The 12,864-nt window shown below is 31.7% G+C and carries 11 protein-coding genes and 1 pseudogene; 10 read left to right on the top strand and 2 right to left on the bottom strand.

Annotation, left to right across the window (positions count from 1 at the left end; translation table 11 throughout):
- Positions 1–1,614: 1,614 nt before the first annotated feature.
- From AC1DRF_RS09220 to galU, 7 genes are all read left to right on the top strand, one after another.
- Entirely contained in the window at positions 1,615–2,514 is a 900-nt protein-coding gene (locus tag AC1DRF_RS09220; RefSeq protein ID WP_477740634.1) for a hypothetical protein, read from the top strand.
- Between the two features lie 95 nt (positions 2,515–2,609).
- On the top strand, positions 2,610–3,308 hold the full coding sequence (locus tag AC1DRF_RS09215; RefSeq protein WP_477740633.1) for a galactosyltransferase-related protein: 699 nt from the start codon (positions 2,610–2,612) through the stop codon (positions 3,306–3,308).
- A 64-nt stretch (positions 3,309–3,372) separates the two neighbouring features.
- On the top strand, positions 3,373–4,296 hold the full coding sequence (locus AC1DRF_RS09210) for a polysaccharide pyruvyl transferase family protein (RefSeq protein ID WP_377578087.1): 924 nt from the start codon (positions 3,373–3,375) through the stop codon (positions 4,294–4,296).
- A gap of 348 nt (positions 4,297–4,644) precedes the next feature.
- Entirely contained in the window at positions 4,645–5,853 is a 1,209-nt protein-coding gene (locus tag AC1DRF_RS09205; RefSeq protein WP_377578084.1) for a hypothetical protein, read from the top strand.
- A 190-nt stretch (positions 5,854–6,043) separates the two neighbouring features.
- Positions 6,044–7,249: a hypothetical protein gene (locus AC1DRF_RS09200; RefSeq protein WP_377578081.1), complete on the top strand. Its 1,206-nt coding sequence runs from the start codon at positions 6,044–6,046 to the stop codon at positions 7,247–7,249.
- A 525-nt stretch (positions 7,250–7,774) separates the two neighbouring features.
- Entirely contained in the window at positions 7,775–8,542 is a 768-nt protein-coding gene (locus tag AC1DRF_RS09195) for a GT-D fold domain-containing glycosyltransferase (protein WP_477740632.1), read from the top strand.
- A gap of 60 nt (positions 8,543–8,602) precedes the next feature.
- Positions 8,603–9,475 (top strand): UTP--glucose-1-phosphate uridylyltransferase GalU, encoded by an 873-nt coding sequence (galU, locus tag AC1DRF_RS09190; RefSeq protein WP_477740631.1) that lies wholly within the window; start codon positions 8,603–8,605, stop codon positions 9,473–9,475.
- Positions 9,476–9,667: 192 nt separating this feature from the next.
- On the opposite strand, the pseudogene AC1DRF_RS09185 reads toward galU, so the two are convergent.
- Positions 9,668–9,922 (bottom strand): annotated as a pseudogene (locus tag AC1DRF_RS09185) (DDE-type integrase/transposase/recombinase); the annotation flags it as partial.
- A gap of 158 nt (positions 9,923–10,080) precedes the next feature.
- On the opposite strand from AC1DRF_RS09185, the gene AC1DRF_RS09180 reads away from it, so the two are divergent.
- A complete protein-coding gene (locus tag AC1DRF_RS09180) occupies positions 10,081–10,554 on the top strand; it encodes a hypothetical protein (protein WP_477740630.1) in 474 nt (157 codons plus the stop codon).
- 724 nt (positions 10,555–11,278) lie between these two features.
- Positions 11,279–11,560, top strand: a complete 282-nt coding sequence (locus AC1DRF_RS09175; RefSeq protein WP_477740629.1) for a hypothetical protein — start codon at positions 11,279–11,281, stop codon at positions 11,558–11,560.
- 631 nt (positions 11,561–12,191) lie between these two features.
- On the opposite strand, the gene AC1DRF_RS09170 is transcribed toward AC1DRF_RS09175, so the two are convergent.
- The gene (locus AC1DRF_RS09170; RefSeq protein ID WP_477740628.1) at positions 12,192–12,536 is read right to left on the bottom strand and encodes a hypothetical protein; all 345 of its coding nucleotides are present in this window, start codon (positions 12,534–12,536) and stop codon (positions 12,192–12,194) included.
- A gap of 76 nt (positions 12,537–12,612) precedes the next feature.
- On the opposite strand from AC1DRF_RS09170, the gene AC1DRF_RS09165 reads away from it, so the two are divergent.
- On the top strand, positions 12,613–12,864 hold a 252-nt coding region (locus AC1DRF_RS09165), incomplete at its 3' end, for a hypothetical protein (RefSeq protein WP_477740627.1).

Genomic DNA, 12,864 nt, shown 5'->3' with positions numbered 1-12,864 from the left:
AAATGTGGATGCAAGAACAAAGATCACAAGAAAAAATGTGGGTGTAAGAACAAAGATCACAAGAAAAAATGTGGATGCACAATAGAGATTACTCAAAAAGTCAAAATAAAATAATTTTTTTAGAATAAGAAATCTGTAAGAATAAAACTATTTAGTTTTGTTTGGTTGTATGACAAAATGCAAAATTTTTATTTTAGAGATATCAGCAGAGTAACAACAGGTTATGTTTATAATTTCTATTGATCTGATTTATGTTCCCGGCTTGATGAACATCCGTGTTCAATTTTTCCTGTGTAAACCAGTAATTCTACTGATAACGAAGATGTTAATGTTGGACAAGACTGAATTGTTGTGTGAAATATTGGCTCAATACAAATCTTCTCGCTTCATTACAATTAAATGCTAAAATAAATGCTAAAAAAATAAGCGAATCCTTTACTTACTACTAATATTTTATAATACGTTATATTCTATCAATTAATGTAATGGAATCTTCTGCTTTTTGGAAAATGACAGTTTCTTTCTAATATTTCTTGCTGGTGTTGAGCCAACTACCAGCTTTTACGATGATTTAGTACCTATACTAAACCAAAATAGTAATGAGAATGATGTAAATATAAGGCATACAAGTAAAATATGAAATATAGTCAAGGTCCATTTCTTGGTGATTGGATTTATCCTTTGAAGAGTGTCTATTTTTAAAGTAGGTGTTAGGTAGATTCGCCTAATAACTTTTATGGGGGATTAAATCAAAGGCAATTAATAAAATTACTTCTTACTCATTGTAATAATAAAAGGGAATTAAGAAAGAAGCCTATCCTCAAGTTACGACTGCTATCCCTCTACTAACTATACTCATCTTGTACATCTCAATAAAAACATATTTAGTAAGGGATAACAACTAGACATCTCTTCTTTATTAAATTCAAGTTATATAGACAATGATATTACAACCTGTTGTGTAATTTTAAACTACGAAAAGGCTATTGATTGAATATAGTTAATAAGTGTTATTTTTATTATAAAAGTAATATGTTTCATAATATTGAGAATTTGAACATGTCATACTAATCTTTCTCTTTTGCTAAGGCTCTTTCATATTTATTTCATTTTTATAAATTAATCTATAGTATTTTTCTCTTACTTGTGAACAAAGTCTTTAATAATTACATAAAAAACAAAGAGTACTATCCATCTTTTCTATCTAATTACATAAAAGAAGGTTTTATAATAGATACCATTTGATAATAAGAAAGAGCAGGTTGAGAAGGTTTCTTTTTACCTGAATTTCTGGTTTCCATGCCAGTTATACTCCTCCTTTAAAGTAATGGTATTAGTATGTCTAAATTTAGGGAATCGTTTAAGTTTTTTGCACCAGACTTCAAGCAGTGCATATGATTAAAGGAAGCAGTTTTACCAAAGGATAAACTCTGCCTAGATTTCCAACGAACTTATGAATAAACCTCTCAACTTAAATTATAACCATTAAATTAACAGGAATCTAAGTTTCTATTATTTATTATGGTCTCTTAATATCAGAATCTAATTAATAGTAAGTGAGAAAGAATTTTTAGATTTATCTAATATTGATCTACTGAAAAGGAGGGAAAATAGGTGGCGAAACAAAAGAATAATCAAAAAGACAATCAAAAGAACAACCAAAAAGTGAAGTCTCCTATTAGAAAGCAATTAGATGAAGTTGAAAAAATTTTAAAACAACATAACTCGGATACCCAGAAACAGTCGGATACAACACCAAACAATAAAGACATTGTTTTCGGAATTTCACTCAAAAGTAAAAAGGTATCTCGAAATTGGAACAAGGTACAGAAAAACCTATCGAATACCTTGAAATCAATATTTAGGAATACTGACCAACATTTCCGTGTCATAATTGCGGGGCACAATAAACCAAATATTAAGGAATTAAAGGATAAGCGAGTTAAGTGGTTACCAGTAAAATTCTCTTCACCTACAAGTCCAAAAGGATTCTCACGAGATAAAATGCGTAAGCGAAAAATAATAGGTGAGTACTTGCACAAAATAGGGTTCTCTGGGTATTTTATGGCCGTTGATGCGGATGACTGGATACATCACAGGTTTGTAGAGTATATAAGATCCCAGCCATTTTCTAATGCTTTCATATTAGAGAAAGGTTTAATAACAAATATTGGACGGAAAGAAATATGGGAAACAAGCGATTTCTATAAAAAATGTGGAACTAACGCGCTCTTTTATTTCTCTAAGAAAGATTTTCCTAATCCTAAGAAAAAGAAAGGCAATGCTTTTGGTATCTTAACGTTGAAGGCACACCCAAAATCCCCAGATCGTCTAAAAAAACTCAACAAAGACTATAAAATGATTACTCTGCCTTTTGTAATCTGGGTTCTTTCACATGGTGACAATAACAGTATGTTAAAGGGGAATAAAGATCCGGGAATTTCGGCTAAAGATTATGGTATAAAAGGTGAAAAATTAGAAGCTTGGTTCTATAAATATTTTCGAATTAATTGAAATAAAACTAATAGATTAGTTTTACTTAAACGTTATTTTATAAGTGATTTTAAGAAAGAATTGTTCTGACGCAGTAAGAGTAAGGAGGAATAAAAATGTTGAATCAAGTATCAGTATTAATCCCGTATAAACCAGACAGAGGTATAAGGGATAAATTATTTAGGTGGGTAATATCCTACTATAAAAATGTAATGCCGGAAGTTGAATTGTGTATTGGTAGAAGCAAAAGTGAACCTTTCAACCGATCACAAGCTATAAATAGAGCAGCTAAAAAAGCAACCAGACCTATATTCGTTATAGCTGATGCAGATGTTATATACAGTAGAGAAATTCTAATTAAAGCCATTCCACTGCTTAGTAAACACGCTTGGATTATTCCCTATGGTAAATGGTTAGACATCTCACAAGCAAGTACTACAAAATTATTGGGTAGTTCTCCTAAATGGCCTTTTTCAACAAAAGTCAAATCTACAGAGCGTTTTGGAAATAAAACTGTTAAACCTGTAAGTGGAGTGGTAGTGGTTAGCCGTAAAAACTTTAACAGTATTAAAGGATTTGACGAAAGGTTTAGAGGATGGGGAAGAGAAGATAACGCGTTTAGAGACGCAATGAATACTTTGTGTGGACCTTATAAAAGAATTAACAATAATTCTATATATCATCTATGGCATCCTAAAGTAGGACCTAAAGGCAATCCAAATATCCAAAATAATAATAATTTATACAAGAAATACGAAAAAGCAAATGGAAATGCAAAACAAATGAAAAAATTGATTAACGAACGTAAAAAGTAGGAAAAGTTCTTGTAGTTTAATGTTTAAATGAGAAAAATCATATTAAATGGGGGATTAAGTAAAGATGGCAGAAGATAAGAAACATCCAATGGGGAAATTAAAGGAGCAATTACGTAATATCTTAAAAGTAATTCCTTCTGGTTCTAAAATATATTACCTTGATTATCCCTTGCATACAAACGTTGGTGATTTATTAATCTATAAAGGAACCGAGAAATTTTTTGAGAATAACAACATAAAAGTTAAGGCAAGATATTCAGTATTTAACTTTCCAAAGAACTTATCAATCCCTAAAGATTGTATTATTGTTTTTCATGGTGGAGGTAATTTCGGAGATCTATGGGTGAGTCATCAACACTTTAGAGAATCCGTTATCTCAAAATATCCTAACCACCGTATCGTAATATTACCTCAAACTTTGTATTTCAAAGATAACAAAAACTATATAAAAGCAAAAAAACTATTTAGTAAACATCCAGATCTTCATATCTATGCTCGAGATAAACGGAGTTTAAATCAGTTAAAAGGATTTAGTGAAAATCTATACCTTTCACCGGATATGGCTCATGAACTTTGGCCTCTAACCCCTCTAACCTCTTCACAGAAAAAACCCCTATATTTATTACGTAGAGATAAAGAAGTTAATAAGAAAAATAGATTTAAAATAGGGAACAATCAAGATATTTTTGATTGGAACGATTTAGTAACTAAAAAAGATTCTAAAAGAGTCCAAGAAATAAAAAAAGAATATCAGAATAAGAAAGTTAATAATGCTGTCGCATGGTCTAAATTTAGTGATTATTTAATAAATAAAGCAGTATCATTATTTAGTACTCATAATAACGTGATTACAACACGGTTACATGGTCACATTCTGGCTTGTTTATTAAATAAGGAAAATACACTGTACGATAATTCTTATGGTAAGAATTATCAATACTATCGTACATGGACTCACAAGGTAAACAAAACGAAATTTATTAAGTGATAAGAATCATTGTAATTAAGTACGGCTGATCAGCTGTAACCTGCTTGTTGATAATGGGTAAAAGACCATAATTAATTTAAAGTGAAATAAATTTGGATAATTCACTGAGAATGGACAGGTTTTTATCATTCGCACTAAATATAACGTAGAATTTTTTATTATGTATTTTTAAATGTAAAATTCTTTTATAGTGGAAGGCTGTTATTAAAGAATTTATATTTTCCAATCCTAACTAATGAAAATGCATAGTGATAAATATATTAAACACATATCATTACCCATTTCTATAGTCATTTAGTCGAATCTTAGATAATCAATGAGTTTGTCTAAAAAGGAGAGAGTTTTCCAATGAAAAAACAAAATAAAATAGTTTTAGATTCTCCTAAAGTCAAAGATGGAAATAAACTCTATTGTCAATTTAATTGTTCAGGAAAAGTAAGTAAGTATTTTAAAGAAGATACCTTTTACATGAAAGTAAATGCCAACATTGAATCTGTACCGAAAAGTATTCTTGCCATTCCTGCTTTATCAAATATCTGTCCTGTTGCCTGGCTTACAGGAGCCGATATTTATGTCGAAGAAATTGATGGAGAATTTTTAAAAGCACTAAATGCGGTGAAAAAATCTTTTCAAGTGTTATACCCTAAACATTCTTTTAAGGGAGATATCAAGTATAAAAGAATTAAGAGAAACAAGCGATATGGAAAGAAAAAAAGTGGGCTTTTCTTTAGTGGAGGAGTAGATTCTGTAACAGCGTATATAAGAAAACAAAATCAAAAGCCATATTTATTGACTGTGAGAGGAGCAGATATACCACTATCAGAAAAAGAAGGGTGGGTAAAAGTAAGGGATAATAATAAACGATTTGCTAAAGAAAACGGGCTTTATCCTTTATTCATCCAATCAAACTTTCGGTCTTTTTTAAATGAAAGCAACCTTAATAAAGACTACTCTAAAAATGGTCTCAAAGGTTGGTGGGGAGGAATTCAGCATGGTTTAGGTACAGTTGGCTTATCCGCCCCTTTAGCTTTTATTAAAGGAATGAATAGAATTTATTTTGCATCTTCACCAGGTATAATATCGGTTGACAATTATTTAAACTTTACCCCAGAGCCGGAAGGTTCTCATCCATCAATTGAGAATAATCTTAGATGGGGGGCTACGAAGGTGGCCTTGGAAAGTATGGATCTAAGTAGGCTTGATAAGATAGGAGTTATCGCAAGGCATATTAAGAAAAAAAATCCTAATTTACAATTAAGGGTATGCTGGGAATCAAAAAAAGGAAGCAATTGTGGGAAGTGTGAAAAATGCACTCGAACAATGGCTAGTTTACTTTCGGAAGGAGTAAATCCAAGTAATCATGGTTTTAGAATGAATAAGAATTTATTAAGGTCAATGAAAAAAAATAAAAAGTTATTTACTAGATTAAATGAAAACAAAGAATCGCAGTGGACAATGATTCAAAAAAAATTAAGTAAAAACTTACCGGATAAGGGTTCTGAATACTATAATTTTTGTCAGTGGATTTTGAAAACCAACTTCCAGAACAAATCATAATAAGTTTATAACTTTTCTTCATTTCTTTCATTAGTTGTACTTAAGGTGATAGAAGTAAATCTTAATAAATCCAACTAAATGGTATGAAATAAAATTTTTAAGATGCACAATTCAAATAAAACAAGAATAAGAAAATTATTTTTTCATTAAGGTAATGGTATTCATAATGTATAAGGAGAGATCTTGTTAAATGAGCATTCAAAATAAAGTAGTTCTAGAATCTCCTCAAGTCAAAAATGGAAATAAACTTTATTGTCGTTTTAGTTGTTCAGGAAAAGTTGGCAGGTATTTTAAAGAAACAACTTTTTATATGGAATCAAATGAAAATATAGATTCAGTACCTAAAAGTATTCTACTCATTCCTGCTTTATCAAACATATGCCCCGTTGCTTGGATTGCAGGAGCTGATATTTATGTAGAAGAAATTGATCAACAGTTTTTGGAAGCGTTGAATGTATTAAAAAATTCTTTCCAAAAGTTATATCCCAAACATTCTTTTAAGGGAGATATAAAATATAAGAAAATCAAGAAAAATAAGGGGTATGGAAAGAAAAAAAGTGGGCTCTTTTTTAGTGGAGGAGTAGATTCCATAGCATCGTATATAAGAAAAAGTCAAGAGAATCCTTATCTACTGACGGTTAAAGGAGCAGATATACCCTTATCAGAAAAGGAAGGGTGGAATAAGGTAAAGAAGCATACTAAAGAATTTGCCAAAGAGCATAGACTTACACCTTTCTTTATTCAAACAAACCTCAGGTCTTTTCTAAATGAGAGCAACCTTAATAAGGACTATGCTAAGCAGGGTCTTAGAGGATGGTGGGGAGGAGTTCAACATGGTTTGGGTCTAGTGGGTTTATCTGCTCCGTTAACCTTTATTAAGGGGGTGGATAAGATTCATTTTGCTTCCACGCCTCTCTTGTCAAATAACAACAATTTGTATTCCACGTCATGGGGATCGCATCCATTAATTGAGAATAATATTAAATGGGGTGAAACAAAGGTTATTTTAGACGGTACGAAGCTAAATAGGTTTGATAAGATAAAAATTATCGCAGATTATATAAAGAAGAAAGGTTCCAAACTGCAGCTAAGGGTATGCTGGGAATCAAAAAAAGGACAAAATTGTGGGAAGTGTGAGAAGTGTGCTCGTACAATGGCGAATCTTCTTGCAGAAGGGGTAAATCCAAGCAATCATGGTTTTCGGATGAATGCAAAATTATTACAGTACATGAAGAAAAATAAAAAGTCATTTATGAAATTAAATAAAGTCCAGTGGAAAATACTTCAGAAAAAGTTAAGTGCTAAAATGCCAGATTCAAATTCTGAATACTATAATTTTTGTCAATGGATTGTAAAAGTTAATTTTCAGCGTAGAAGGAAAGACTTTTTTAGTTAATGTGGTTAGTATACCTTTGAAAACAACTGCTAATTATCACCTCTATCTATTGACCCTCCAATACACTGTTTCCTCCTTTTAAAAACATTCACTGTGTGCTTTAAAATAACCGCTTATCCTCTCTTCTTAATCAGAACTACTCCTATATAAGTATGGACATATCTATTTCAATAAAATCCCGAAGCTAATAAAAATTAATCCTCTCTATCTAAATGAATAATGTTCTGATTTCAATAAATCTATTGTTTCTCTACTGAACTTTTTATTTTCCTAAACGCTAGTCAAAAATAAATCTGTTTCTGAAAGGTTATTTAAATATATCTCTTGTGGTCTTCCTGTAAAGAAATATACGGGCGTCTTAATATTCATTTCAAAATTTTGTCTATAAATATTATACGAATCAAGTTTGTAGACATCTATGGAAATTTAGTTTCACCCTACAAGGCGGCAACTATAAGGTAGCAACGAATGGGATTGAAACATACCTTATAATATTGAAAAAATATAATTAAAGGAGTAATGTACATGATTTCTGACGACCAACTCTTGAGCGTTGATCAAGTTTTAAAAAAGTTAAAACAAGCAATTGATAAAAAGAAACCATTCTCTTTAGTACGAGTGGGGGATGGAGAAAATATTATATTAGCTCAAAATTCTGTTATGACGATGGATGAAGTAATGAAAGAGAAATGGGCACGAAATGCAAACAAAGATCGAGACAATAAAGGAGTTACTCTTCCGAATATAAATTTACGAGATCAAATGGTAGACGCCATTAAAAAAGCCAGTATAGTTGGTATTCCTTTTTATAAAAATGATCCAATTCTTACAGAGGACAGATTAAAGCGTCCATTAACTGATCGAGTATTTAAACACTTTGGGATTACTCCTAAACTTTGTTGCCATACTTTTGTAAATCGAGTTTTTGCTCAAAGAAGTGATTTTTGGAAAGCGTTACAAGGTAAAAGAATTTTGATTATCACTAAGGATAAGTGGTCAGATAAAGTGACCCAGACTTTAAGAAAAAAACCTTATAATTTAAATGTCACTATGAGGACCACTTTTCACCATCATGATCAAATGGCAGACACGCTAAAGTTTATTGAAGAAAATAAAGATAATTATGATATCGCTCTTATCTCATGTGGTGTAAACGCTCTAATTATTGCTCAGAAAGTTGCTGAGACAGGAAACATTGGAATTGATTTTGGGAAATCATTGATGTATATAGTACAAAAAAAGGCCGGGTTAAACCACTTTTCACGTGGAGCGAATAAAGGTTTAATTCCATAGAAATTTTTAAAATATAACAGTTTTATATAAAATTTTTGCTAACTAGGGAGGAGAAATTTAGTGAAGGTGAGAAAGGCARTCATTCCAGCAGCAGGTCTAGGAACTAGGCTATTGCCATCGACAAAGGCAATGCCCAAAGAAATGTTACCTATTATTGATAAACCCACGATACAGTATATTATTGAAGAGGCAGTAGAATCTGGCATTAAAGATATTATTATTGTGACTGGAAAAGGCAAGAAAGCTATTGAAGATCATTTTGATACTTCAATGTTGTTAGAAGAAACTTTAAAGAATAAAGGGAAATTAACAATCTTAAATGAAATGCAAAATATTTCTCAATTAGCGAATATTCACTATATCCGTCAAGGAGTTCCAAAGGGGTTAGGACACGCGATTTGGTGTGCCAGAAACTTTATCGGTGATGAACCTTTTGCAGTTTTACTAGGAGATACTCTTATTAAAGAGAAAAAGCCCTGTTTAAAAGAAATGATTAGATTATTTGAAGAATGTAATTCTTCAATTATAGGTGTTAAACGTGTTAATGAGTCTGACGTAAGTAAATACGGAATTGTAGATGTTAAGCAGGGAAATGGACCACTTTTTAACATTCAGAACTTAGTAGAGAAACCTAAAATAGAAGATGCACCATCTGATTTAGCTATATTTGGAAGGTACATTTTGACTCCTAAAATATTTGATTTATTAGCAAAACAAGAACGTGGGGTTGGCGATGAAATTCAATTAACGGATGCTCTTCAAACTATGCTTAAGTATGAAAATGTATATGCACAAATTTTTGAAGGGAAAAGTTACGATATAGGTGAAAAATTAGGATATCTTAAAACCATTATTGAATTTGCAATCGAACGTGAAGACCTACAAGAAGATTTAGTTCAATTTATGAAGAGCATCGTATCAAAAAAAACCTAAAATTAACTATTTATTTATTCATCAAATTTCATAGGAAATCGCAGGTGAATAACACAAAGATGCCATTAGTGGGAGAAGATGAATAAAAAGAATTTAATTGTTATAGAGATGCCTAGAAATGGGACCAACTTGACAACTTCCCTTATTGATATTTTGTTGGATAGTATTTGTTTAGGTAAATCATGTTAGCCAGATAATATGATTTAGATATTTAATTTTTCTTATTTGGATGCCTTGAGGCATCTTTTTTAGCTTCTAGATAGTAATGGAATAAGCAGAATTTTTATCTACTGTAATCACGAGAAGTATAGAAATATATGAAAAGGCCAAGGTTTTCTTAAAGAAGGACTTGGCTGCTTGTTTAGTTCTTATTTTACTTAGATAAAAATCAATGATATTTCCTTCAAAGTCAACGGAACGATATGGATAAATCCATTTATTCATTACATATTGCAGAACCCTAGAAATAAGACTTTTGTGTTAATCAAAGTCTTATATTGTCTACGTAACTAATGAAGACGACTACAAATTGTATACACCCTGTGAGGAGGATTTTATCTAATTTGTATTGAAACTATATACAAATTATAAATGGGGTGATAAAAATGGGAAGATTAGATAAATATGCACGTCAATTTAAGAGAAAGGAGCCGACTAAAGTATTACCGATTCGAATGCCTGAAAGCATCTACAATCAGTTTCGAGAACGTTGTGAAGACCTTGGTTTGTCCATGTCTGAGGCGGGTTATCTTCTAATTAAAGAGGAAATAGAGAGTGATGTATACACTTCGTATACAAATGAAGTCGCTGTAACTACAAATTCATTACAAACTCCTATACAAAAAGAAGATGATCCAACTACAAAAGTGGTTGGCCGAAAAACTTCTCTACCCTCCACCCGGTGGACTTCAGCGTCTTATGAGATAGAAAATGAATTGCCTTGCCCTCTATGTAAACAATGGTATAGTAAAGCTAATTTTTCTCGCCATGTAAAAAATCATAATTTTACTACTAGAGAAATTCTAGAATCTCATCAAGAGATTATTAATCAAATGATCGAACATAGGAAAGATAATTAAAAATTATTTACTTAGTAGAAGTGAATGATTTTTATACTACTTATTTTTAATTATGTAAAAGATAAAACTAACTTCTAAATAAGTTAGTTTTATCTTTTACTTTTAGTGCAGACAAATAATTGGTTTTTCTACACTATATATATTAATTGAAACTTTTTTTAATGAAATACTTTAATATTCACCTATAAAATATAATATAAATTATATTTTTATTAACGAAAATAAATATCTATAAAAAGTGTGTTGAATAAAGACTTAATATAAAATAAGTAGTTTGTAATAGATGTCTTGTTAATAAACTAATTTGAAATAACATAATGGTTGAATTACTCCATTTCAAGAAGCCAGTTTTTTTATGATATTGTAAAAATGTAAAAGGTTTCGTCTTTTTTAGAGGAAACCTTTTCATATAAGTGAATTCAATTTATTTGTTCTTTCCACTCTTCTTTTGTTGAGTAGAAAGACCGTATTTAAAAATAAAGCTTAACCCGTATGATAAGGAATCTGTCAATTGGGGTTCCTAAACGGGGAGATACTCGTGAGCGTCCTCTTCTATCCGACTTAACTCAAAATGTATAAGATATATATATTAAGAGTAGGAAAAACTATTCATATCAACTATATTCCTAAAAAGTAGGTTTATAAGAATTCAAATATTATCGGACAAGCATCCACACGCTTCATTTATTAATGAATAGACTATATTGGTAGGTTAAGKAGGAAGGTGATTACAATAAAAGAATATTATCGTTACTACAACAAAAAATTAAATAACCAACATAAAAAGCAGAAAAGAGCAAACATCTTTATTCAAATTAATATTTATAACCATGCTGAAAGTGGAGGACAAATTAGTGGTAAAGGTGGACAAAATGCTAATCAGGGGGGACAGATTGCTAAAAAAGGTGGGCAGAATGCTAATCAAGGTGGTGTAATTATTAGAAAGTATGGAAAGAAAACTAAAGTAAGAAAAAATACTTTTAGAAAGAAAGCTAAAGGGAAATAATACTGATTCTTTTAGTTTTATTCCCAGAACAATGTACAAAACTTCTCTAAAATTAATAATGTGCAAAATAGAAAACTACTAGATTGATAAACTTCACCTCCAATTATTAGTTTTTGTCTAACAATTGGTATGTAGTTCAAAAGAAAGGAGTTTTTATATTTTTGAACTGTATACCGTATACAAAGATAGTTAAGTAGGATAGTCAGGGATATCACTATCCCTGACTACCCTAAGAACCGTGCGAGTCCCTCTCAAGATACATCGGCTCAAGCCTTCTATTGCAAGTCCAGTTGCTGTCTTATCCTCATAACACACCATATCGGTAAGTAAACGTCGATGCTCCAAATAAAGATATACATAACAGTACGTTTCTTTCGTAAAAAATATGGTTAAAAACTAATTAAAGATAAATTAATTCATAAAGATTAGTCAACTTTCATCTTATTATAAGAGTTTGGTGTATCTAAAATAAAATACATAGTAGATTTGGATACCAAGTACTTAATCCTAAAGGTTAAAGGGGAAAGTCTGATGAAGGCCTAGCTCTTCTATGTCCAAGTTATTATTTCAAATCTAATATTAAAAGAAGCACCAATTAAAATTGGTGCTTCTCTAATTTGAACATCATTAATTATATAAAACGTATAATGTTTATCCCTCTGACCTCTGCAGCAACGGATGTAACATTAGATGCAACAGTAGTGTGGATAGAAATAGTATATGTTGAATTTCCACTTGAAGGTGGTATATCTACATAGGTGTTTGCACTTAGAAAACGTTGGTCACCTGCAGAATTCCCATTCCTTGAGAGTGTTAATTGATTAATTAGTGTCCCATCTCTCCTGAGATTTATATTATAAGAAATGCCCCAGTTACTTGAAGTAACAAATAGTATTTGTGTGTTGTTATCAATCTTAAGTTCGTTTCCTGCAGTAACAGCAAGGGTAATCGTGCTTATCGTTGTTTCAACTCCCACAGTGATAGGAGTTGAAGTAGAGGATTGATTAAAGAATAAAGCTGATTCGGCAGGTTGAGAAGCGCCCGTTGGCCCAGTGGCACCAGTGACTCCGGTAGCCCCAGTAGCGCCAGTGGCTCCAGTAGYGCCAGTGACTCCAGTGACTCCGGTAGCCCCAGTAGYGCCAGTGACTCCGGTAGCGCCAGTAGCGCCAGTGRCTCCAGTAGTGCCAGTGACTCCAGTGACTCCGGTAGCCCCAGTAGYGCCAGTGACTCCGGTAGCCCCAGTAGCGCCAGTGGCTCCAGTAGTGCCAGTGACTCCAGTGACTCCGGTAGCCCCAGTAGCGCCA

The sequence above is a fragment of the Priestia sp. P5_B4 genome (genome assembly GCF_056400385.1).
Note: the sequence above shows the minus strand (reverse complement) of the source record. Positions and strands in the feature narration are given on the sequence as shown.

Bases quoted from the DNA above. Each gene is read 5' to 3' on its own strand.
- AC1DRF_RS09210 (WP_377578087.1), top strand. From the start codon at position 3,373: ATGGCAGAAGATAAGAAACATCCAATGGGGAAATTAAAGGAGCAATTA.
- AC1DRF_RS09195 (WP_477740632.1), top strand. From the start codon at position 7,775: ATGATTTCTGACGACCAACTCTTGAGCGTTGATCAAGTTTTAAAAAAG.
- AC1DRF_RS09205 (WP_377578084.1), top strand. From the start codon at position 4,645: ATGAAAAAACAAAATAAAATAGTTTTAGATTCTCCTAAAGTCAAAGAT.
- AC1DRF_RS09200 (WP_377578081.1), top strand. From the start codon at position 6,044: ATGAGCATTCAAAATAAAGTAGTTCTAGAATCTCCTCAAGTCAAAAAT.
- AC1DRF_RS09215 (WP_477740633.1), top strand. From the start codon at position 2,610: ATGTTGAATCAAGTATCAGTATTAATCCCGTATAAACCAGACAGAGGT.
- AC1DRF_RS09180 (WP_477740630.1), top strand. From the start codon at position 10,081: ATGGGAAGATTAGATAAATATGCACGTCAATTTAAGAGAAAGGAGCCG.